Source organism: Herminiimonas sp. GW821-FHT09C12, assembly GCF_059416385.1.
On record NZ_JBWKPC010000001.1, the window covers coordinates 449,804 to 471,883 of the forward strand.

General features: G+C 52.2%; 20 protein-coding genes. 9 read left to right on the forward strand and 11 right to left on the reverse strand.

Annotation, left to right across the window (positions count from 1 at the left end; all coding sequences use genetic code 11):
• The first annotated feature begins 62 nt into the window (after nucleotides 1-62).
• Entirely contained in the window at nucleotides 63-1,199 is a 1,137-nt protein-coding gene (locus AC07N2_RS02115) for a PilT/PilU family type 4a pilus ATPase (RefSeq protein ID WP_494776795.1), read from the forward strand.
• Entirely contained in the window at nucleotides 1,196-1,681 is a 486-nt protein-coding gene (locus AC07N2_RS02120; protein ID WP_494776796.1) for a glutathione peroxidase, read from the forward strand. Before AC07N2_RS02115 ends, AC07N2_RS02120 begins: the two co-directional genes overlap by 4 nt.
• Before the next feature lie 74 nt (nucleotides 1,682-1,755).
• Here the strand turns inward: AC07N2_RS02120 and glcF are convergent, their stop codons facing one another.
• From glcF to AC07N2_RS02140, 4 genes are all read right to left on the reverse strand, one after another.
• Entirely contained in the window at nucleotides 1,756-2,988 is a 1,233-nt protein-coding gene (glcF, locus tag AC07N2_RS02125) for a glycolate oxidase subunit GlcF (RefSeq protein ID WP_494776797.1), read from the reverse strand.
• A 100-nt stretch (nucleotides 2,989-3,088) separates the two neighbouring features.
• Nucleotides 3,089-4,144 carry a glycolate oxidase subunit GlcE gene (glcE, locus tag AC07N2_RS02130; RefSeq protein ID WP_494776798.1) on the reverse strand — a complete coding sequence of 352 codons (1,056 nt, stop codon included), beginning with the start codon at nucleotides 4,142-4,144 and terminating at the stop codon, nucleotides 3,089-3,091.
• Between the two features lie 16 nt (nucleotides 4,145-4,160).
• The gene (locus tag AC07N2_RS02135; RefSeq protein WP_076594054.1) at nucleotides 4,161-5,648 is read right to left on the reverse strand and encodes an FAD-linked oxidase C-terminal domain-containing protein; all 1,488 of its coding nucleotides are present in this window, start codon (nucleotides 5,646-5,648) and stop codon (nucleotides 4,161-4,163) included.
• Nucleotides 5,649-5,799: 151 nt separating this feature from the next.
• A complete protein-coding gene (locus tag AC07N2_RS02140; protein WP_494776799.1) occupies nucleotides 5,800-6,699 on the reverse strand; it encodes a LysR substrate-binding domain-containing protein in 900 nt (299 codons plus the stop codon).
• Between the two features lie 226 nt (nucleotides 6,700-6,925).
• Here AC07N2_RS02140 and AC07N2_RS02145 point away from each other — a divergent pair, with 226 nt between their 5' ends.
• Nucleotides 6,926-7,489 carry a cob(I)yrinic acid a,c-diamide adenosyltransferase gene (locus AC07N2_RS02145; RefSeq protein ID WP_494776800.1) on the forward strand — a complete coding sequence of 188 codons (564 nt, stop codon included), beginning with the start codon at nucleotides 6,926-6,928 and terminating at the stop codon, nucleotides 7,487-7,489.
• Between the two features lie 95 nt (nucleotides 7,490-7,584).
• Here the strand turns inward: AC07N2_RS02145 and folE2 are convergent, their stop codons facing one another.
• The 4 genes from folE2 to AC07N2_RS02165 are packed head-to-tail and all read right to left on the reverse strand — an operon-like array spanning nucleotide 7,585 to nucleotide 11,456.
• On the reverse strand, nucleotides 7,585-8,391 hold the full coding sequence (gene folE2, locus AC07N2_RS02150) for a GTP cyclohydrolase FolE2 (protein ID WP_494776801.1): 807 nt from the start codon (nucleotides 8,389-8,391) through the stop codon (nucleotides 7,585-7,587).
• 53 nt (nucleotides 8,392-8,444) lie between these two features.
• Complete coding sequence (gene dxs, locus AC07N2_RS02155; protein WP_494776802.1) at nucleotides 8,445-10,310, reverse strand: 1-deoxy-D-xylulose-5-phosphate synthase; 1,866 nt, start codon at nucleotides 10,308-10,310, stop codon at nucleotides 8,445-8,447.
• 1 nt (nucleotide 10,311) lies between these two features.
• Nucleotides 10,312-11,196 carry a polyprenyl synthetase family protein gene (locus AC07N2_RS02160; RefSeq protein ID WP_494778096.1) on the reverse strand — a complete coding sequence of 295 codons (885 nt, stop codon included), beginning with the start codon at nucleotides 11,194-11,196 and terminating at the stop codon, nucleotides 10,312-10,314.
• A gap of 5 nt (nucleotides 11,197-11,201) precedes the next feature.
• Complete coding sequence (locus AC07N2_RS02165) at nucleotides 11,202-11,456, reverse strand: exodeoxyribonuclease VII small subunit (RefSeq protein WP_494776803.1); 255 nt, start codon at nucleotides 11,454-11,456, stop codon at nucleotides 11,202-11,204.
• 353 nt (nucleotides 11,457-11,809) lie between these two features.
• Between AC07N2_RS02165 and AC07N2_RS02170 the strand changes: the two genes are divergently transcribed.
• From AC07N2_RS02170 to AC07N2_RS02180, 3 genes are all read left to right on the forward strand, one after another.
• The gene (locus AC07N2_RS02170) at nucleotides 11,810-12,910 is read left to right on the forward strand and encodes an aromatic ring-hydroxylating oxygenase subunit alpha (RefSeq protein WP_076592475.1); all 1,101 of its coding nucleotides are present in this window, start codon (nucleotides 11,810-11,812) and stop codon (nucleotides 12,908-12,910) included.
• 94 nt (nucleotides 12,911-13,004) lie between these two features.
• Nucleotides 13,005-13,934 (forward strand): DMT family transporter, encoded by a 930-nt coding sequence (locus AC07N2_RS02175; protein ID WP_494776804.1) that lies wholly within the window; start codon nucleotides 13,005-13,007, stop codon nucleotides 13,932-13,934.
• A gap of 62 nt (nucleotides 13,935-13,996) precedes the next feature.
• Nucleotides 13,997-14,842 (forward strand): sulfurtransferase, encoded by an 846-nt coding sequence (locus tag AC07N2_RS02180; RefSeq protein WP_494776805.1) that lies wholly within the window; start codon nucleotides 13,997-13,999, stop codon nucleotides 14,840-14,842.
• A 32-nt stretch (nucleotides 14,843-14,874) separates the two neighbouring features.
• On the opposite strand, the gene AC07N2_RS02185 is transcribed toward AC07N2_RS02180, so the two are convergent.
• The 3 genes from AC07N2_RS02185 to polA all read right to left on the reverse strand — a co-directional run bounded on the left by AC07N2_RS02185 (nucleotide 14,875) and on the right by polA (nucleotide 19,535).
• Nucleotides 14,875-15,633 (reverse strand): ZIP family metal transporter, encoded by a 759-nt coding sequence (locus AC07N2_RS02185; protein WP_494778097.1) that lies wholly within the window; start codon nucleotides 15,631-15,633, stop codon nucleotides 14,875-14,877.
• Between the two features lie 148 nt (nucleotides 15,634-15,781).
• Nucleotides 15,782-16,666, reverse strand: a complete 885-nt coding sequence (locus tag AC07N2_RS02190) for a dienelactone hydrolase family protein (protein ID WP_494776806.1) — start codon at nucleotides 16,664-16,666, stop codon at nucleotides 15,782-15,784.
• Between the two features lie 115 nt (nucleotides 16,667-16,781).
• The gene (polA, locus tag AC07N2_RS02195; RefSeq protein ID WP_494776807.1) at nucleotides 16,782-19,535 is read right to left on the reverse strand and encodes a DNA polymerase I; all 2,754 of its coding nucleotides are present in this window, start codon (nucleotides 19,533-19,535) and stop codon (nucleotides 16,782-16,784) included.
• A gap of 283 nt (nucleotides 19,536-19,818) precedes the next feature.
• Here polA and AC07N2_RS02200 point away from each other — a divergent pair, with 283 nt between their 5' ends.
• The 3 genes from AC07N2_RS02200 (at nucleotide 19,819) to AC07N2_RS02210 (ending at nucleotide 22,052) form a co-directional block, all read left to right on the forward strand.
• Nucleotides 19,819-20,214, forward strand: coding sequence for a DUF2782 domain-containing protein (locus AC07N2_RS02200; RefSeq protein WP_494776808.1), 396 nt, complete (start codon nucleotides 19,819-19,821; stop codon nucleotides 20,212-20,214).
• Between the two features lie 96 nt (nucleotides 20,215-20,310).
• Nucleotides 20,311-21,279 (forward strand): homoserine kinase, encoded by a 969-nt coding sequence (locus AC07N2_RS02205; RefSeq protein WP_494776809.1) that lies wholly within the window; start codon nucleotides 20,311-20,313, stop codon nucleotides 21,277-21,279.
• Nucleotides 21,279-22,052, forward strand: coding sequence for a BPSS1780 family membrane protein (locus tag AC07N2_RS02210; protein WP_494778098.1), 774 nt, complete (start codon nucleotides 21,279-21,281; stop codon nucleotides 22,050-22,052). Before AC07N2_RS02205 ends, AC07N2_RS02210 begins: the two co-directional genes overlap by 1 nt.
• Nucleotides 22,053-22,080 lie beyond the last annotated feature (28 nt).

A 22,080-nucleotide genomic window follows, 5' to 3' on the forward strand; every position in this document is an offset into this window, starting at 1 on the left:
AGCTACGAGGTGGGACGCACGAAGCTTTACAGCTGAAAGAATTGAACTAAGAAAGAGGCAATATGGAACGCGATCAAGCCACTAAATTCATGTACGACTTGCTGCGCCTGATGCTGAGCAAGAACGGCTCCGATCTTTTCGTCACGGCTGATTTCCCGCCTGCATTCAAGATCGACGGCAAGATGACGCAAGTATCGAATCAACCGTTGACGGCTGCGCACACCATCGAGTTGGCGCGCGCCATCATGAGCGACAAGCAAGCGGCAGAATTTGAAGCGACGAAAGAATGCAACTTCGCGATCAGCCCAGGTGGCATCGGTCGCTTCCGCGTATCTGCATTTGTGCAACAAGGTCGCGTCGGCTTGGTCATCCGCACCATTACGACTGCCATTCCAAAAATGGAAGATCTCGGCGTACCGGAAACATTGAAAGACATCGTGATGACCAAGCGCGGTCTGGTCATCATGGTCGGCGCAACCGGCTCCGGCAAATCGACCACGCTGGCCGCAATGATCGGCCACCGCAATGAACACAGCTACGGTCACATCATCACCATCGAAGATCCGGTTGAATATGTGCATCCTCATAAAAACTGCGTCATCACACAACGTGAAATCGGCGTCGATACCGATGGCTGGGGTATCGCACTGAAGAACACTTTGCGTCAGGCACCTGACGTTATTTTCATCGGTGAGATACGCGATCGCGAAACCATGGATTACGCGATCGCCTTTGCCGAAACTGGTCATCTGTGTCTGGCGACCATGCATGCGAATAGCTCGAACCAGGCACTGGATCGCATCGTCAATTTCTTCCCGGAAGAACGTCGCCAGCAATTGCTGATGGATTTGTCGCTGAACTTGAAGGCTATGATTTCGCAACGTTTGATTCCATTGAAAGATACCAAAGGTCGCTGCGTCGCAGTAGAGATCATGCTGAACTCACCACTCGTTTCTGATCTGATCTTCAAGGGTGATGTGCACGAGATTAAAGAGATCATGAAGAAGTCGCGCGAACTCGGCATGCAAACCTTCGATCAAGCCTTATTCGATTTGTATGAAGCAGGAAAAATTTCTTACGAAGATGCATTACGCAACGCCGACTCAGTCAATGATTTGCGCCTTTCCATCAAATTGAATGGCAAGGAAGCGCAGACACGCGATCTGAGCAAAGGCACTGAACATTTGGGAATCGTATGAGCAACATCTATGACTTCAAAGCCAACAGCCTCGCCGGCGCAGCCATCGATCTCGCACAATATCGCGGCAAGGTCTTGTTGATCGTCAATACCGCCAGCAAGTGCGGCTTCACACCGCAATACAAGGGACTGGAAGCGGTATATCAACAGTTCAGCGACAAGGGTGTGGAAGTATTGGGCTTCCCTTGCAATCAATTCGGCGGACAGGAACCGGGCGATGCAGATGCGATTGGTGCTTTCTGCGAAAAAAATTACGGCGTGACCTTTCCGCTGTTTGCCAAGATTGATGTGAATGGCGATAACGCCGATCCGCTGTTCAAATACTTGAAGCACGCTGCACCCGGTCTACTCGGTAGTGAAACTATCAAATGGAACTTCACCAAGTTCCTGATCAAGAAAGACGGCACAGTCTACAAACGCTATGCACCGCAAACCAAGCCGGAAGAATTGGTAGACGACATCAACAAATTACTCGCCGAATAAAACGGCAACCACAATAAAAAACGCTGGCTGTACTGTGAAGTACGCCAGCGTTTTTTATTGTTGCCGTGCGTTGTTTAGTGCGCTGCCTTCAATGCACTATCGATCAATTCTATCCAGTGCTTGACCGGTGTATCGGTGCCGGATTGCAGATGCGTCAAGCAACCGATGTTGGCTGACACTATCATCTCAGCCTTGGTCTCTGCCAGCTTGGCAAGTTTGTTGTCACGCAATTGATACGACAACTCTGGCTGCATCACCGAGTAGGTACCAGCCGAGCCACAGCATAAATGACTATCACCGCACAACTGCACATCCACACCAGCTGCGCGCAAGACGCCTTCAACCTTGCCGCGGATTTGCTGGCCGTGTTGCAAAGTGCAAGGAGGATGGTAAGCCACACGCTTGGAAATTTTTCCATTCAACTTGCCTTGCAGCTCCGCTTCGAAGGCCGGCATGATTTCACTCAAGTCTTTGGTCAGACCAGAGATCACTGATGCTTTTTCTGCATACGCAGCATCTTCCGCCAACAGATGACCGTAATCCTTGACCGTTGCACCGCAACCGGAGGCCGTCATCACAATGGCTTCTGCACCAGCTTCCACCAATGGCCACCATGCATCGATATTGCGACGCATATCATTCAAGGCACCCTCGTGATCGTTCAAGTGATGACGGATCGCACCGCAGCAACCAGCCTTCGGCGCTACGACCAATTGCACGCCGAGTGCATCGAGTACGCGCGCAGTGGCGGCATTGATATTCGGCGACATCGCAGGCTGTACGCAACCATCCAGCAACAGCATCTTGCGTTCATGCGCACGTGTAGGCCAGGTACCGGCGTTTTCCTTGCGTGGCACTTTGTTTTTCAGCGCCTGCGGCAACAGCGGGCGGAACAATTGGCCAGTCTTCATCGCCGGCTCAAACAGCCATTTGCGCGGCAATAATTCTTTCAATGCCGTGCGTTTCAATTTTTGCGAGAAGGAATACGGCACGCGATCTTCGACTACCTTGCGACCGATATCGATCAGACGTCCGTACTTCACGCCGGACGGGCAAGTTGTTTCGCAATTGCGGCAAGTCAGGCAGCGGTCCAGATGCAACTGGGTTTTCGCTGTCGGCTCTTTGCCTTCCAGCACTTGCTTGATCAAATAAATACGGCCGCGCGGACCGTCGAGTTCATCACCCAGCAATTGATAGGTCGGGCAGGTTGCCGTGCAAAATCCGCAATGTACGCAGCTACGCAGAATGGCATCCGCCTCCTGGCCTTCGCGAGTATTTTTGATGAAATCGGCTAAATTGGTTTGCATTGAATCCTACAATTCTCTGAAGAGTCTTACTGCGGGAGTGACCAAACATTCATGGTCACTACTCACGCACGGTCAAACAAGTAACGATGAATACTGTCGCTCAATACTGCGCGTACATACGACCCGGATTGAAGATACCTTCAGGGTCAAAACTGTTTTTCAGGTTTTGGTGTATCCGACCAACCGCAGGTGCCAATGGCTGGAACACGCCGACATCCTTGTCGCCACCACGGAACAGCGTCGCATGGCCGCCGGCTTGTGCTGCCGCTGCACGTATGGTCTCTGCGCTTTCATCAGAACGTAACCAACGTTGCGCACCTCCCCATTCGATCAACTGTTCACCGGCCAGTGCAAGCGGTGGTGTAGTCGATGGCACCGACAAGCGCCACAACACATCTGATTGTGTGAAGAACTCATTACTTTGTTCGCGCATCGCGATCCAGAAATCGTTGCCTTCTACTTCTTCGCCGCCTATGGTTTGCTGTGCTGCGACGATCGCCGCTTTCGCACCAGACAAACGCAACACGAGCGTGCCGTCGTACCATGCGCTGGAAGAGATAGGCAAAGGTTGACCACCCCACTCGTTCAAGCGACGGATCGCATCTTCCTCGTTCATCTCAAGTCGCAAGCTGGTTTCTGCATACGGCTTAGGCAAGACCTTGAGCGACACTTCCAGCAACAAACCCAGCGTACCGAGTGCGCCTGTCAGCAAACGCGACACATCGTAACCAGCGACGTTCTTCATCACCTGACCACCGAAATGCAGCACATCGCCCTTGCCATCCATCACTACTGCGCCCAACACGAAGTCGCGCACTGCACCAACGGAGACACGACGCGGGCCAGACAAACCGGTAGCGACCATGCCGCCTACCGTTGCACCAGGACCGAAATGTGGCGGCTCAAATGCGAGCATCTGATTCTGTTCTGCCAGAATTGCTTCCACCTCAACCAGCGGCGTACCACTGCGGACAGTGATCACCAATTCGGTTGGATCGTAAGCGACGACACCGCTATACGCACGCGTGTCGAGTATCGCTCCACTAGGCGTTTGGCCATACCAATCCTTGGTACCGCCGCCACGTATGCACAATGGCTGCTTTTGACGACCGGCAGCGAGTATGCTTTCTTTAAATTGTTCGATTACCTGTTCCATGCTGGCCTTGAAAAAATTAGAAGCGCGGTAAATCGGCGAACTTCAGCATGCCGCGCTTGACGTGCATCTTGCCGTACTCGGCACAGCGCTGCAGCGTTGGAATTGCCTTGGTAGGATTAAGCAGAGAGACTGGATCGAAGGCGCGTTTGACGGCGAAGAAGGCATCGATCTCTGCACGCGAAAACTGCACGCACATCTGATTGATTTTTTCCAAACCCACACCGTGTTCGCCGGTGATGGTGCCACCTTCGGCAACACACATTTCCAGAATTTCAGCGCCGAATAATTCAGCACGATGGAATTCACCTTCGGTATTGGCATCAAACAAAATCAACGGATGCAAATTGCCGTCGCCCGCATGAAACACGTTCGCACAGCGCAAGCCGTATTTGATTTCCATCTGCGCAATGCCGGTCAATACATCAGCCAGACTGCGGCGCGGAATCGTACCGTCGATACAGTAGTAATCAGGAGAAATACGACCAGCAGCAGGGAATGCATTTTTACGGCCAGACCAGAAGCGCAAGCGTTCAGCCTCATCACGCGACACCGCGATTGCGGTAGCGCCTGAATGCTTCAGCACTTCCGTCATACGTGCGATTTCTTCTTCGACTTCTTCCGGAATGCCATCAGATTCACACAGCAAAATCGCTTCTGCATCGATGTCGTAACCGGCTTTGACGAAAGGTTCGACCATGCGCGTTGATGTCTTGTCCATCATCTCCAGCCCGGCTGGAATGATGCCGGCAGCAATCACGCTGGCGACTGCGTTACCGCCTTTAACCACATCGTCGAAAGACGCCAGAATCACGCGCGCCAATTTCGGTTTAGGAATCAGTTTGACTGTCACCTCGGTCACCATGCCCAACATGCCTTCCGAACCAACGAATACCGAGAGTAAATCCAGACCTGGCGCATCGAGTGCAGCGCCGCCCAATTCAATCACATCGCCTTCTATCGTGACGACGCGCACGCGCATCACGTTATGCACGGTCAAACCGTATTTGAGGCAATGCACGCCGCCGGAATTTTCGGCAACGTTGCCACCGATAGTGCAGGCGATTTGGGAGGATGGATCGGGAGCGTAGTACAGGCCGAGCGGCGCAACCGCTTCAGAGATCGCCAGATTGCGCACGCCAGGCTGTACGACAGCAGTACGTGCATATGCATCGACTTTAACGATCTTGTTCAAGCGCGCGGTCGACAGCACGATGCCATTTGCAATCGGCAAGGCACCACCGGACAAACCGGTACCGGCACCACGCGGCACGATAGGCACTTTGAGGGCGTTACATATTTTGAGAACGGCGATGACCTGCTCTTCATTGTCGGGCAAGACCACCACCATAGGCAGCTGACTGTATGCCGCGAGGCCATCGCATTCGTATGGTCGCGTATCTTCTTCGTTGAAGAGTACGCAACGTTCCGGCAGAGCAGCACGCAATGCGTCCACTACCGTGCGCTGGTACGCCGCTGTAAATGGAGGTGCCGAAGTTGTATTCATCATCAATCCTGATTGCAATTTTCGCGTCTGTTACTGACAGCCGCACGAGGTCTGATCAGAGTGTAACGAATACGCACCCTTGCTGGACTGAAAGCTTTACCTGCCAGGGTGAAAATTATTCAAGTGATGTGAAAAATGTCAGCGATTCAGCTCACTGAGCCATACGCTGCATATTAAAACGCTCCGTCATCCAATTCATGAACAGCGCGACCTCAGGCCGCTCGCGTACGCTTTGCTCGTACACAAGGTAATAAGCATGCTGCGGCGTCGTCAACTGGATATCAAAGAGAGGAACAACCTCACCGCGCGCGATCATTTCATCGGCGAAATGCTTGCGCGTCAGCGCCACACCATAGCCGTGCCGGACGGCTTCCAGCAACAAACCGAGATCATCGATACGCAAGCCCGTCGCCGGCTCGGCCCAATCCAGACCTGCCACCTCGAACCATGGCTGCCACGGCTCCAAGGCGGAACGCAACAACTGTGCTTTTTGCAAATCGGCTGGCGTTTGCAGCCCACCGATTTTTTCCAGATAGGCGGGACTAACTACCGGGAACGCTGGTTCTTCAAATAATTTCTCAGTGGTCGTGTCTGGGTATTTTCCGGCACCGAAGCGCACTTCCAGATCCGTCTCCGACAAACTCATGTCATAGAGCGGAACAGAGAGAAAAGTCTCAATCGTGATGTCTGGATATTGCGTGGTGAATTCGGCCAGATGCGGCAAGAACAAATAGCGCGCAAAAGTAGGCGGCACCGTAATCTTGACGCGCGGCTGTGCCAGTGGATGACGATGCGGCAAGGGAAAATCTGCCAGCGAGCGCAAGGCGTCACGCACCACATCCAGATAGCGGCGACCGAATTCGGTCAGGCTGACACTACGGCCATCGCGCGCAAACAAGCGCTCGCCAACGAACTCTTCCAGCAAGCGTATGCGATGGGAAAACGCCGATGGCGTAATACACAACTCTTCTGCAGCAACTGCAAACGAACCATGGCGCGCTGCGGCCTCAAAAGCGGAAAGGGCATGCACAGGAGGAAGTCTTATTGCCATTGCGTCAATCTATCGTCGGTTATCAAGGCATCATTTTACCGGCTTCACCGGCTTCTTTTAGCTAAGTGCTTGTTTTAAAGCCAGTAAAACTTATTCAAATGCAATTTTCACAACAAATATCGCCTTAACCGTAGAAAATTGAAGCGCACCGAGTCTTTTAGTGAGCAGCCTGAGTCAGCCGTTTTCCCGTATCCTCAGGCCTTCCTTCCACTTTCCATTCTTATTCATGGGCAATCGACTTTCAAAAATCGCAACACGTACCGGCGACAAAGGCACGACCGGACTCGGCGATGGCAGCCGCGTCGACAAGGATGCGTTGCGCGTACACGCGATGGGCGATGTAGATGAATTGAATTCACATCTGGGCTTGTTGCTGTGCGAAGACTTGCCGCCAGCTTTGCGTGAAGAATTGATCTCGATACAGCACGATTTATTCGATCTGGGCGGCGAGTTATGCATCCCCGGCTATACGCTGATACATGATGAACAGGTTGCGCGGCTGGATGGCTTGCTGGCCAAGTACAACAGCACGCTGCCGCCATTGAAAGAATTTATCCTGCCAGCTGGTTCACGTGCCGCTGCACAGTCGCATATCTGCCGTACCGTGTGTCGTCGTGCTGAGCGCACTATCGTCACTTTGGGCAAGGCAGAGAAGCTCAACGACAATCCACGTCAATACATGAATCGCTTGTCTGACTTGATGTTTGTGTTGTCGCGCGTATTGAATCGTTATGCGGGCGGGTCGGATGTGTTGTGGGAGAAGGAAAGAGTCAGGGATATTGATTCCTGAATTTGCTCTTGTCGCAGCCACTTAGTTAGCTGCAACGACACAAAAAAAATGCCGTTCAGTGAAGAGCTGAACGGCATTTTTATATCGTGTAGCGCTTAATTCAAACGCTTGTCGCGTTCAATCAGTGCATAAGCCGAATGGTTATGGATGGACTCAAAATTCTCCGCTTCCAGCGTATAGGCCAGTACGCGTTTTTCATTGTTTAACATCACGGCGACATCGCGCACCAGATCTTCGACGAACTTCGGATTGTCATACGCACGCTCCGTCACATACTTCTCATCTGGACGCTTCAACAAACCATACAATTCACACGAAGCTTGCGCCTCAATATTCGCAATCAATTCTTCCACGATCACATCGCCATCCAGCAAGGTATGCACAGTGATGTGTGAACGTTGATTGTGTGCACCGTATGCAGAAATCTTTTTCGAGCATGGGCACAAGCTCGTTACCGGCACCAAGACTTTCAAGGTCACTTCCAGCTTGCCGTCCTTGAATTCACCATTCAGGCCAACTTCATAATCCATCAAACTCTGCACGCCCGACACCGGCGCAGTCTTGTTGATGAAGTATGGGAACGACACTTCGATACGGCCAGCATCTGCTTCCAGCAAGGCTAGCATCTTGCGCATCATCTCGCCAAATACGTTCACGTCCAACGGCTGCGTATTTTCTTCCAGCAACGCGATGAAGCGCGACATGTGCGTGCCCTTTTGCTCCTCTGCAAGATGCACATACATATTCCAGCTGCCTACCGATGGCTGTACACCAGACAGTGTTTTTACCGTAATCGGATAACGCACACCTTTGACACCAACACGCTGAATCGCAATACGACGGGTATCCGGCGTGCTTTGTACATCGGGGATGGCGCTCAAGCCAGGATCGCGAGTATTCATACTTAAACCTTAAAGTAGGCGGTGCCATTGCGGCACCGCACAGAAATCATTGCTTACTGATTGACGACCAGGCGTGGCTGGTCTTTGCCGAAGCGTTTGCGGATAGAGGCGGCGATGCCTGTTGCATCCAGTCCGCACAAGGCGAGCAATTTTGCTGCATCACCGTGATCGATAAATTGATCCGGCAAGCCCAGATTCAATAATGGTTTGACGATGCCTGCGGCGGCCATGGCTTCTGCCACTGCTGCACCAGCACCACCCATGATGGAACCTTCTTCTACCGTGACCAGCGCATCGTGTGTCGCTGCCAAACGTTTGAGCAATTCCACATCCAGCGGTTTGACGAAGCGCATATTGGCAACCGTCGCATCCAGCTCTGCACCTGCTTGCACACTAGGTGCGACCATCGTGCCAAATGCCAGGATCGCAATGCCTTTGCCTTCGCGTTTGATTTCGCCAGTGCCGAGCGGAATCGTTGCCAGATCAGTGCCGACCTTGGCGCCGATACCACCACCACGCGGATAACGCACTGCAGCCGGCCCTGGATGCTGGAAACCGGTCGAGAGCATCTGACGGCATTCGTTTTCATCCGATGCCGCCATGATGACCATGTTGGGAATGCAACGCAGGAAGGCAATGTCATAGTTGCCGGCATGCGTCGCGCCATCGGCACCGACCAGGCCGGAACGATCCAGCGCAAAAGTCACATCCAGATTTTGCAGCGCAACGTCGTGTATCAATTGATCGTAACCGCGTTGCAAAAAGGTCGAGTAAATCGCGACAACCGGCTTCAAGCCTTCGCACGCCATACCGGCAGCAAAGGTCACCGCATGCTGTTCAGCAATGCCGACATCGTAATAACGATCCGGGAAGCGCTGTTCAAATTCAACCATGCCCGAACCTTCACGCATCGCCGGCGTGATGCCTATCAATCGCTTGTCAGCGGCAGCCATATCGCACAACCAGTCACCAAACACGCTGGTGTAAGTGACTTTCTTTGTTGTGCTCGGCTTGATGCCTTCGGCTGGATTGAATTTGCTCGGACCGTGATACAGCACAGGATCAGCTTCCGCCAGTTTATAGCCCTGACCTTTACGCGTCACCACGTGCAGGAATTGCGGGCCTTTCAAATTCTTCAGATTCTGCAGCGTTGGAATCAGCGAATCCAGATCGTGACCGTCGATAGGACCAATGTAGTTGAAACCGAATTCTTCAAACATCGTGGCCGGTACTATCATGCCCTTCGCATGTTCTTCAAAGCGTTTCGCCAGTTCACGCATAGGCGCAGGCAAAACAGTCTTGCCTACATTTTTCGCCGCGGCATAAAACTGTCCCGACATCAGACGTGCCAAGTAACGATTCAATGCGCCAACCGGTGGCGAGATCGACATATCGTTATCGTTGAGCACTACCAGCAAATTGATATCGTCATGGATGCCGGCATTGTTCATCGCTTCAAACGCCATACCGGCCGTCATCGCACCATCGCCGATCACAGCGATTGCGTGTCTATCTTCACCTTTGGTTTTGGCAGCCAGTGCCATACCCAGTGCGGCAGAAATGGAAGTCGATGAATGCGCAGTACCGAAAGTGTCGTAAGGGCTTTCATCACGACGCGGGAAACCCGAAATACCATCGATCTGACGCAGGCTGTGCATCTTGTCGCGACGACCGGTCAATATCTTGTGCGGATAAGTCTGATGACCCACATCCCAGATGATGCGATCTTCTGGTGTATTGAAGACGTTATGCAAGGCAATCGTCAGTTCCACCGTGCCGAGATTGGACGACAAGTGGCCACCAGTTGCCGACACGGATTCCAGCACGAACGCACGCAACTCATCCGCCAGCTGCTTGAGCTGTGGGCGTGAGAATTGCCGTATGTCGGCAGGGTCGTTAATAGTTTCAAGCAAATTCATACTAAGCCTTCCGCTGCACGATCAAATCTGCGAGTTCTCGCAAGCGTCGTGCTTTTTCTCCAAACTGCTCCAGCGCACGATGAGCATCGTTGCGCAATTTTTCTGCCAGGGTCTTCGATTGTTCCAGCCCCAATATCGATACGTACGTCGGCTTGTTGTCAGCAGCATCCTTGCCCGCAGTTTTACCCAGCGTGACCGAATCTGCAGTCGCATCCAGCACATCATCCACTACCTGAAATGCAAGGCCGATGGCAGCCGCATAGCTATCAAGCGCCTGTGTTTCTTCTGCGGATAAAGATTTGCCGGCGAGTGCGCCCAGCAATACCGATACACGCAGCAAGGCACCGGTTTTCAAACGGTGCATCTGTTCCAATTCTTCCAGCGACAAACTCAAACCCACACTTGCCAGATCAATTGCCTGACCGCCACACATGCCGAGCGAACCGGATGCTTTTGCCAACAGGCGCACCATCGCCAATTGCCGCACCGGATCGAGTCCGCCATCGGCCAACACGTCAAACGCCTGCGATTGCAAAGCATCGCCAACCAGCAAGGCACATGCTTCGTCGTACTTCACATGCACGGTCGGCTTGCCGCGACGCAGCGCGTCGTCATCCATACACGGCATATCGTCATGCACCAGCGAATACGCGTGGATCATTTCCACCGCAGCGGCAGCACGCGCCAGTTCCGCGGCGTCGGCATCGAACAAGGCACCGGCGGCATAGACCAGCAAGGGCCGTACACGCTTGCCGCCATCCAGCACTGCGTAATGCATGGCTTCGTGCAGGCGCGCAGGCGTTAGGGCCACCGGCGGCAAATGCTGCACCAGTGCCAATTCCATTTCCGCCTGCGTTGCTTTCATCCAGCCGTCAAACGATTGCATAGTCGTCATTCATCCGCCTCGATTGCACGATCGGCGTTGAATGGCTTGAGCATCTCGCCTTCCAGCACTTTGACCTGATTGTCGACTTTTTCGAGTTGCGCGGCGCAATACTTCACCAGTTCGGAGCCACGCTTGTAGGCCGCAACCGATGCTTCCAGCGGCAGTTCGCCTGCTTCCATGCGTGCGACCAACTGTTCGAGTTCTGCCATCGCTTCTTCAAACGACGAAGGCAAGGCGGCAGAGGTAGATTTTTTTGACATAAGAACTGGTAAATGGTTTAGCCCGTTATTTTAGAGCAAACCACCCTGCACTGTTGATAAACGCAGCATATCCATCGGTTTCAAATGCGGAAAACGCGCTTTTTATCGAAAAAAAGCGTAAATGCTGCCCGTTATCTCGATTTTTCGAGCGCCATACCGGCACTGGCGAGAAACATTTTCTTTTTATTAATTATCAAAATATGGCGTGCACTGGCGCTTTGGCGGCTCGTCGGAGCGCGAGACTCTGGGGTATAATCCTCGGTTCTGTCCAAAATTGCCTCTTTATCTCGTTTGATTAAGGTTTTTGCGGATTCTTTCCTCTTAGGTTGGTGCAAATTAATTTGGGGGTGGGGATGTCCGATCTGGCTAATCTCGCCAAACTCGCGCGTTCTAACGCGCAACTTCCAGTCAACGTCTATTTTGACGAAGCGCTGTTGAAGCAAGAAATCCAGCAATTGTTCCGTGAAGGACCGCGTTATGCGGGTCATGAGCTGATGGTGCCGAATGTCGGCGACTTTGCCACGCTCGCGTGGGAAAACGAAGGTCGCATGTTGGTACGTAATCAGCACGGTATCGAATTGCTATCTAACGTCTGCCGTCATCGCCAGGCGAAAATGTTCAATGGTCGCGGCCATGCGAAGAATATCGTCTGCCCGCTGCATCGCTGGACTTACGACCTCAAGGGTGAATTGATAGGCGCGCCGCATTTCGGCGAGACGCCTTGCCTGAACCTGTCGAATACGCCATTGCAAAACTGGAACGGCTTGCTGTTTGAACAAAACGGCATGAATGTTGCCAACATTCTCGGCAAGCTTGGCGTCACCAAGGATCTGGATTTCAGCGGCTATATGCTGGACCACGTTGAAGTACACGAGTGCGATTACAACTGGAAGACTTTCATTGAAGTCTATCTGGAGGATTACCACGTCGAGCCTTTCCATCCTGGTCTTGGCAGCTTTGTCAGCTGCGATGATCTGAAATGGGAATTCGGCGACCAGTACAGTGTACAAACCGTAGGCGTGCATCACGCACTGGCCAAATCCGGCTCGGCAAAGTATCAGAAGTGGCAAGAACAGATCCTGCAATTCCGCAACGGCGAAGCACCACCATACGGCGCGATCTGGCTGACGCTGTATCCAAACATCATGGTCGAGTGGTATCCGCATGTGTTGGTCGTGTCGACTGTGTGGCCGAACGGTCCGCAAAAAACACGCAACGTAGTCGAGTTTTACTACCCGGAAGAAATCGTGTTGTTCGAACGCGAATTCATTGCAGCCGAACGCGCAGCCTATATGGAAACCTGCGAAGAAGACGACGAGATCGCCTTGCGCATGGATGCCGGCCGCAAGATTTTGCTCGACCGTGGCGAAAATGAAGTAGGTCCGTATCAATCGCCTATGGAAGATGGCATGCAACACTTCCATGAATGGTATCGCCGCCAGTTAGACGTTTAAGAAGTAAATCTGTCGGGGTGATGCGCACGCATCATCCCGACAACGAATATTTGCACTCCTGCAGCATCAACCGCCTCACCTCTCTTCAATACTCATGCAATCACTTTGGATGCTGTTCGCCACCTTCTCCTTTGCCATCATGGGGGTGTGCGTAAAGCTGGCATCAGAAACCTATACCGTCGCCGAAATCCTGATGTATCGCGGCCTGATCGGCGTGATCTTCATTTACGCCTTGATCCTGCGCCAGAACGGTAGCTTGAAGACGCCTTTCATCTGGCAACATTTATGGCGCTGCTTCATCGGCACAGTCGCCGTCTGGCTATGGTTTTACGCGATCACCCTGCTACCTCTGGCAACCGCGATGACACTCAATTACATGGCACCGATCTGGATTTCCGGCATCTTGTTCTTTGCTGCCTGGCGCTTGGGAAAACGGCGCTTTGAATGGGGTCTGGTGACAGCCATCCTTGCCAGCTTCATCGGCGTTACTTTGCTGTTGCGACCATCGATACATGACGATCAATGGCTAGGCGGCGTCATTGGACTATTTTCCGGTGCGCTATCGGCATTGGCGTATTTGCAGGTAAGACATCTCGGCCAACTCGGCGAACCGGAATCACGCGTAGTGTTTTATTTTTCCGCTACCGGCTTGTTCGCCGGCTTTCTCGGCTGCATGTTCGGACCAGGCTTGCAAGGCGAACCCGTCAGCATTATTCGCACACATTCCACCTATGGCATCACGCTGCTGCTCAGCATAGGCGTACTCGCGGCTATGGCACAGATGGCAATGACACGCGCCTATCGACTCGGCAACACACTGGTCACGGCCAATCTGCAATACACCGGCATCGTCTTTTCAAGCTTGTGGGGCATCATCATCTGGAATGATGTACTGGGACTTTATGGCTGGCTCGGCATCGCCGTCATTCTGGCCAGCGGCGTCGTGGCAACGTTCTACAATATCCGCAATTCGGCGACGGTCAAAAACATTACTTCCGCCGACCCGATTGCGACAGAAATTTAAAAGCTCGTTTGAAATGATCATGCGCGTGCGCCAAAAGCACACGGCAATTTAAAAGGTAGAACATGGCTTACACCACACTGATTTCTGCAGAAGATTTGTCCAAGAATTTATTCGAGCCAGACTGGATAGTTCTCGATTGCCGCCACGACCTCGCCAATCCGGAGGCAGGTCGCATCGCCTATGCGGAAGGACATATTCCGAATGCGCAATTCGCCCATCTGGATACCGATCTGGCTGGTGACAAAGTAGGTGCAGATAATGTTTTCCGCGGTCGCCATCCGTTGCCGGATCGCGCCAGCCTCATCGCTACACTGCAAAGCTGGGGCATCAATGACACCTCGCAAGTCGTAGTCTACGATGTGCATGGCGGCATGTTCGCCGCACGTTTGTGGTGGATGTTGCGTTGGGTTGGGCACGAAGCGGTCGCCGTACTGGATGGCGGCGTGCCGGCATGGCTGGCGAATGGCATGTGGCTTTCTACCGAAGCATCCTTGCACGTACGCGGCGATATAGCAGAGAAACCTGCACTCACATCGACCGTTAGCGTTAGCGATATTCTGAATAATCTATCAGATGAAAAGCGCACCATCGTCGATGCACGCGCACCTGATCGTTACCGCGGAGAGAATGAAACGATAGATCCAGTCGGCGGACATATCCCCGGCGCAAAGAATCGTTTCTTTAAAGAGAACTTGCAGGCTGACGGTCGTTTCAAATCTGCTGAGCAACTGCGTAGCGAATTCAACGCATTCATCAGCGATCCATCCAAGGCTGTCATGCAATGCGGCTCAGGTGTGACCGCTTGCCACAATTTGCTGGCTCTGGAAGTGGCAGGCTTGTCGGGCGCTGCACTTTATCCAGGCTCGTGGAGTGAATGGTGCGCTGATCCGTCACGACCAGTCGCATAACTCAATATCTGGAATAACCGCACGCGCAACACTTAATGCGCGTGCGCATGTCCTGTCAAAAACAACACGATACAAACGCCCAGCGCGATCAACACGATTTGCGGAATCGTCTCGCGCATGGATGCGCGACGTTGCATCTGTGGCATTAAATCACTCACCGCAATGTAAATGAATCCCGATGATGCAAACACCAGCACGTATGGAATCCATTCTTGCGAGCGGTCCAGCATAAAGTAGCCAACGAGACCACCGACCACCGCCGTCAAACCGGAAATGATGTTGTACGCATAAGCACGTCTACGGGTAAAACCAGCATTCAGCAAGACGATAAAGTCACCAATCTCTTGCGGGATTTCATGTGCAATGATCGCCAGGCCGGTCAAGATACCAAGATGAGGATCAGCCAGAAAAGCGGCTGCGATCAAAATACCATCAGTGAAATTGTGCAGACTATCGCCCACCAAAATCATCCAGCCGGCAGCACCGGCTTCCTTCGCATCATGTCCATGCTCATGCCCGTGGCCGTCATCTTCGTGATGATGCGAGTGACGCAGGATGGCGAATTTTTCCAGCAGGAAGAAACCCAGCAAACCTGCCAGCAATAATGCAAACAAGGCATGCGTATCGGCACCCGACTCAAACGCTTCCGGCAATGCGTGCAGCAGCGAGGTCGCAAGCAATATCCCGACCGACAGGCTGACCATGCGATCAACCAGTTTGGACAACAGCGAAAACGAGAATAAGGCCGCAGCGGAAATGCTGAAGACACCGGAGATCGCGGTAGTCAACAGGATGGAAACGAGCGTGGAATTAATTTTTGGCTCCGGGCTTAATGCAACAAGGTTGCAAATTAAAGCATATCCCGGCTATTTCAGCAAATAAAAACGCGAGAACATGCGTTATTCATGTCCTCGCGTCGTCATCAAACAGAACTAATGATCAGCTAACGCCGTGGGTTTTGAACCACTCCACACAACGCGTCCAGCCTTCTTTCGCATCCGCTTCCACATAGCTGGAACGGTAATCGGCGTGGAAGGCATGGCCGGAATTCTTGAACAAAACGAATTCTGATTTACTGCTGCCTTTGGCCAGCGCATCTTTCATCTGCACCAAAGTCGTCACTGGAATGCCGCCATCCTGCTCACCGTACAAACCGAGCACCGGCGTTTTCAACTTGGTGGCGATATCAACCGGATTCTCCGGCGTGAGTGCGTTGTTGCTGCCGACCAGACGACCATACCAGGCGACACCGGCCTTGACCTTCGGGTTGTGCGCGGAATACAACCACGTCACACGACCACCCCAGCAGAAACCGGTAATGCCCAGCTTGTTCGTATTGCCGCCATTGGCCTTGGCCCATGCCACCACTGCATCCAGATCGCCCATCACTTGCGCATCCGGCACTTTGGAGATGATCTCCTTTTGCAGTTCAGCAATCGTGCCGTAGGAACCAGGATCGCCTTGACGCACGAACAGTTCAGGCGCCAACGCCAGATAACCAAGCTTGGCAAAGCGACGCGCCACATCAGCGATGTATTCATGCACGCCAAAAATTTCAGAGATGACCAAGATCACCGGCAGATTGGTTTTGCCTTCTGGTTGTGCGCGATAAACCGGCACCGCCTGACCATTCACGTTAACCGTGATTTCGCCTACCGTAAGACCTTTGCTATCCGTTGTCACCGCACTGTGCGCGGCAATCGGCAACACTGCCGCCGCAAAACCCGTACCCAATGCTGTTTTCAAAAAACCACGTCTATCAACGCCATCGGAGATAGACGTTTTTGCGACCAGACTATCGAAATCTTCTTTCAAATTCTCCATTGCGACTCTCCTATGAGTAGTTCTTCATCTCGATTGAAAATATTCGCTGTCCTATACTCACGCACAAAGCCAGCAAACGGCTAAATCAATATCCGTGTCGCATGCGCACTAGTAATTAATGCGCTTCATCCCAGTTCTTGCCTACACCAACTTCGGCAATCAAAGGTACCTTCAACTCTGCAACATTACGCATCAGTTCCGGCAGTTTCTCACGTACCAATGCCAATTCTGTTTCCGGCACTTCCAGTACCAATTCATCGTGTACCTGCATGATCATTTTCGATTGCAGTTTTTCCGATTCCAGCCAGCCTTGCACAGCTATCATCGCGAGCTTAATCAAATCAGCCGCGGTGCCTTGCATAGGTGCGTTAATCGCTGCACGTTCTGCACCTTGGCGACGTGGACCATTCGGTGAATTGATTTCTGGCAGCCACAAGCGGCGACCAAAAACCGTTTGCACATAGCCGCGTGCTTTTGCTTCCAGTCGCGTCTCATCCATGTAGCGCTTCACGCCGGCGAAACGATAAAAGTATTTCTCGATATAGCTTTGCGCAGCAGCACGCTCGATACCCAGATTACCAGCCAAGCCAAATGCGCTCATGCCGTAGATCAAACCGAAGTTGATCACCTTTGCGTAGCGACGCTGTTCACTATCGACATCTGCGCGCTCAACACCAAAAATTTCTGCCGCAGTTGCACGGTGAATATCTTCGCCTTCGGCAAAGGCGCGCAACATGTTTTCGTCGCCTGAGATATGCGCCATGATGCGCAATTCGATTTGCGAATAATCGGCAGACACAATGACGCTACCCGGTGGCGCAATGAATGCTTCACGTATGCGACGACCTTCTGCATTACGAATAGGAATATTCTGCAGATTTGGATCGTTGGATGAGAGTCGTCCGGTCACCGCCACCGCTTGCGCATAGTTGGTATGCACACGACCAGTAGTCGGATCTATCATCTTCGGCAATTTGTCGGTGTAGGTCGATTTCAGTTTCGCCAAACCGCGATACTCAAGCAACACTTTCGGTAGCGGATAATCTTCTGCCAGTTTTTGCAGCACTTCTTCATCAGTAGAAGGCGAACCGGATGGTGTCTTCTTGACGACAGGCAGCTTCAATTTTTCAAAGAAAATTTCACCGATTTGTTTCGGCGAATTCAGATTGAAAGGTTGACCCGCCAATTCATACGCGCTCTGCTCTATCTCCAGCATGCGCTTGCCTAGTTCATTCGATTGCTTGGCCAGCAAATCAGGATCGATCAGCACGCCGTTGCGTTCTATCTTCTGCAATACCACTGCGGTTGGCAATTCAATGTTTTCATAGACAAAGGTCAGGCCTTTATCGCCCGCCACCTGCGGCCACATGCGTTGATGCAATTGCAGCGTGATGTCTGCATCTTCCGCTGCGTACTCTGTTGCGCGAGCGATCTCGACTTCATCGAAACCAATTTGCGATGCGCCCTTGCCACACACTTCCTGGAAGCTGATGGTTTTGCGGTTCAAATGACGCAAAGCCAGGCTATCCATATCGTGACTGCGATGCGATTCAAACACATAGGATTCGAGCATGGTGTCATGTACGATGCCGCGCAAATTGATGCCTTGATTGGCGAAAATATGACTATCATATTTTAGGTTTTGTCCGACTTTTGGCTTGCTGTCGTCTTCCAGCCATGCCTTCATTTTTGTCAGTACCAACTCACGCGACAACTGCTGCGGCGCATCTTGATAATGATGAGCAACCGGAATGTAAGCCGCGACACCGGGCTCGCAACACAAGGAGATGCCGACCAGTTGCGCCTGCATCGGAATGAGTGAAGTGGTTTCTGTATCGATAGATGTCAGCGCGGCTGCATCTATTTTTTTCAACCAACGATCCAGCTCTGCTTCGGTCAAGATCGTTTCGTAATGTTTTTCCACTTCTGGCGCTTCATCGGCAAACAAGGCACCTTGCGGTGCAGTCGCGGTATCCGACGTTTCAGCTTTATCGGATGCTTCCGGTTTGTCACTCAACTCACGCAACCAGGTCTTGAAACCATTGCGCGTGAAGAAGTCGACCATGGCATCTTTATCTTCCGGCCGCTGCGTCAACGATTCCGTGATCGACTTCATGTGTTCAGACAAATCACAATCTGTTTTAACGGTGATCAAGGTCTTGGCTTGCGGTAGCCAGTCGAGTGCGCGTCGCAGATTATCGCCAACTGCGCCTTTGATTTCTGCCGCGTGTTCAACGACACCGTCCAGCGTGCCGTATTGCGTCAACCACTTCACTGCGGTTTTGGGACCGACTTTGTCTACACCCGGTACGTTATCGACGGTATCGCCGATCAGAGTCAGGTAATCGATGATGCGTTCAGGTGGCACACCGAATTTGGCGATGACGCCGTCGCGATCCAGCTTTTCATTGCTCATCGTATTGATCAGCGTGACGTGATCATTGACCAGTTGCGCCAAATCCTTGTCACCGGTCGATACCACTGCATCCATACCGTGCTTGACCGCTTCGACTGCCAGCGTACCAATGACGTCATCCGCTTCTATGCCTTCCACCATCAGGATGGGCCAACCCATTGCGCGTACTGCTTCGTGGATAGGTTCGATCTGCTTGACCAGATCATCCGGCATGGAGGCGCGTTGCGCCTTGTATTCGGCATACAGATCGTCGCGGAAAGTTTTACCTTTAGCATCAAACACACAAGCCATGTAATCCGCTGTCGGATAATCCTTACGCAGGCGACGCAGCATATTGATCATGCCGTAGATGGCACCGGTCGGCGCGCCATTCGGCCCACGCAAATCCGGCATCGCATGAAATGCGCGATATAGGTAACTGGAACCATCAACTAACAACAGGGTTTTATTCATAGGGATTCAGTAAGAAAAACGGGCGGCGACTACAGAGTCTTGTGTAAAGCGCACCATGCACGTCATGCAGCATGGAAAATGGCTACGATTATGGCAGAGTTTGCGTTGCCGAATCACTCAGCTTCACCTCCTGCGCCGCACCATGAGTACTTGCTTTGCCTGGGAAAACTGTGTCTATGGGACGTTTGGTAACAAAATGAACTATTTTCGGCAGGGTTTAGCCTGTTTGTTACAATGAACCATCTTGCTACATTTCCTTTCAACGACGGCTCATTCATACACTATGCGCACATCCAAATTCTGGTCACTTATTACGATTTCCGCCGCGGTTATCGCTACGCCTATGGTTGTGAACGCACAATCCAATGACGTTGCACCACCGCCGCCACAAATGCAGCGCCTGGAAGAAGGCGAAGCGCCTGCGGTGACAATTCGTCAACCGGATACCAAAGAAAAAATTACCGAGAAAAAATCTCAAGGCCGCGTAACTGAAGTCAAAGTACAAACCGGCAGAACCACGTATTACGCACATCCTAACGATCCGGCTGGCAGCGCCATGCGCGGTGACGGACAAAGCGACACTACGCGTCCTGTGCAGTTCCAGATCGGCGAGTTCGGACCACCAAAAAGCCAGCCGGCTCCAGAACCTGTTCAAACACTGCCACCGGCAACAAAGTAAGCGACACCGATTTCAGTTGTAAAGCTCCTGCTCAATAACGCACCCCGGTGCGTTATTTTTTGTTTTTGATGACACGTATTTCTTTCTAATTTCCTCATGGCAGTATTTACTCCGGTCAGCCTGGATGACCTCTCACAATGGATCACACAATTCGATCTGGGCAAAGCGCTCTCGATCAAAGGGATTCCTTCCGGCATAGAAAACACCAACTTCTTCATCACGACTGAGTTCGGCGAATACGTATTGACGATATTCGAGAAGCTCACGTTTGAGCAATTGCCTTTCTATTTGAATTTGATGCGTCATCTGGCTGAGCGTGGCGTATTGGTGCCTGCGCCGATTGCAACGCACGACGGCGCGCTGATCAATGCATTACATGGCAAGCCAGCAGCCATCGTGAGCAAGCTGGAAGGTCAATCTCAATTAGAACCGCAAGCCGTACATTGCGCAGCAGTGGGCGCTATGCTGGCACGCATGCATGTGGCGGCAGAGAATTTCACTATTCACCAGCCGAATCTGCGTGGAATTACCTGGTGGAATGAAACTGCACCGGTCGTCATGCCATATTTGTCCGATAGCAATAAGCAACTATTGGCAGCGGAAATGACTTTCCAGAATGACTTTGCTGCATCGGATACGTATCGCCAATTGCAGAACGGTCCTATCCACGCCGATCTGTTCCGCAACAATGTGATGTTCAACGGCGACCATTTAACGGGCTTCTTCGATTTCTACTTTGCCGGTTGCGACACATGGCTGTTCGACGTCGCTGTTACCGTCAACGACTGGTGTATCGATCTGGAAAGCGGTGAACTGGATCAGGCACGCGTACGTGCGATGCTGGATGCTTATCATCATGTACGCCCATTTACCGCGGCAGAACAACTTGCATGGCAAGCCATGTTGCGCGCGAGTGCCCTGCGCTTCTGGTTGTCGCGCTTATACGACTTCCATTTGCCGCGCGATGCAGAAATGCTGACGCCACACGATCCGGTACACTTTGAACGTATTCTGCGTTTGCGTATCGAACAAGCAACTCCCCCTCTTTTTACATCGGCTGGATGATGGACAAACTCCCTGCAATAACCGGTTGGCTCTGGGTCAAAGAAGGCTTCGCCATCTTCCGCAAGCAACCGGCTGAATTATCGACACTCTTTTTCGGCTATATGTTCTTGATGCTGGCGGTCGGCATCATCCCTGTCATTGGTCAATTGCTGCCACTGATTTTGATTCCGCTGTTCTCAATGACGTTCATGCATGCATGTGTGCATGTGACAACCGAGAAGCGCGTGTATCCCAATTTATTATTGGTAGGCTTTCGCTCGCCGGCAGTACGTACCTTGATCAAGCTGGGCACCTTGTATCTGGTCGCAGCGATCGTTGCGGTTGGCGCTTCCAGCTTGGTAGATGGTGGCGTGTTCTGGCAGGCGATTACCGGTCAAATCACATTGGATGCGGAGACTGTACGCGACTCCAATATGACGATGGCGATGTTGTTTGCTGCTGCGGTATATACACCGGCAGCGATGGCATTCTGGTTTGCCGCACCGTTGATCGCGTGGCAAGGCATGGGCGTCGGCAAGGCGATTTTTTACAGCTTCTTCGCTGTGCGTCGTGCCGGCAAAGCCTTCTTGATTTACGGTTTGGCCTGGGTGACTATCGGCATGATTTTGCCTGTCATCGTGAGCTCTATCCTGGGAATGATATTGAATTCGGCAACAGCGTCTATCTTCATACTGCTGCCGATGTCGCTGGTACTGACAGTGATTATGTACTGCTCGTTTTACCCAACTTACACACATCTGTTCGGTAATCCGCCGGACGAACTTCCGTTCTGATAGAAATGAAGCAAGCGCGTCTGATTGC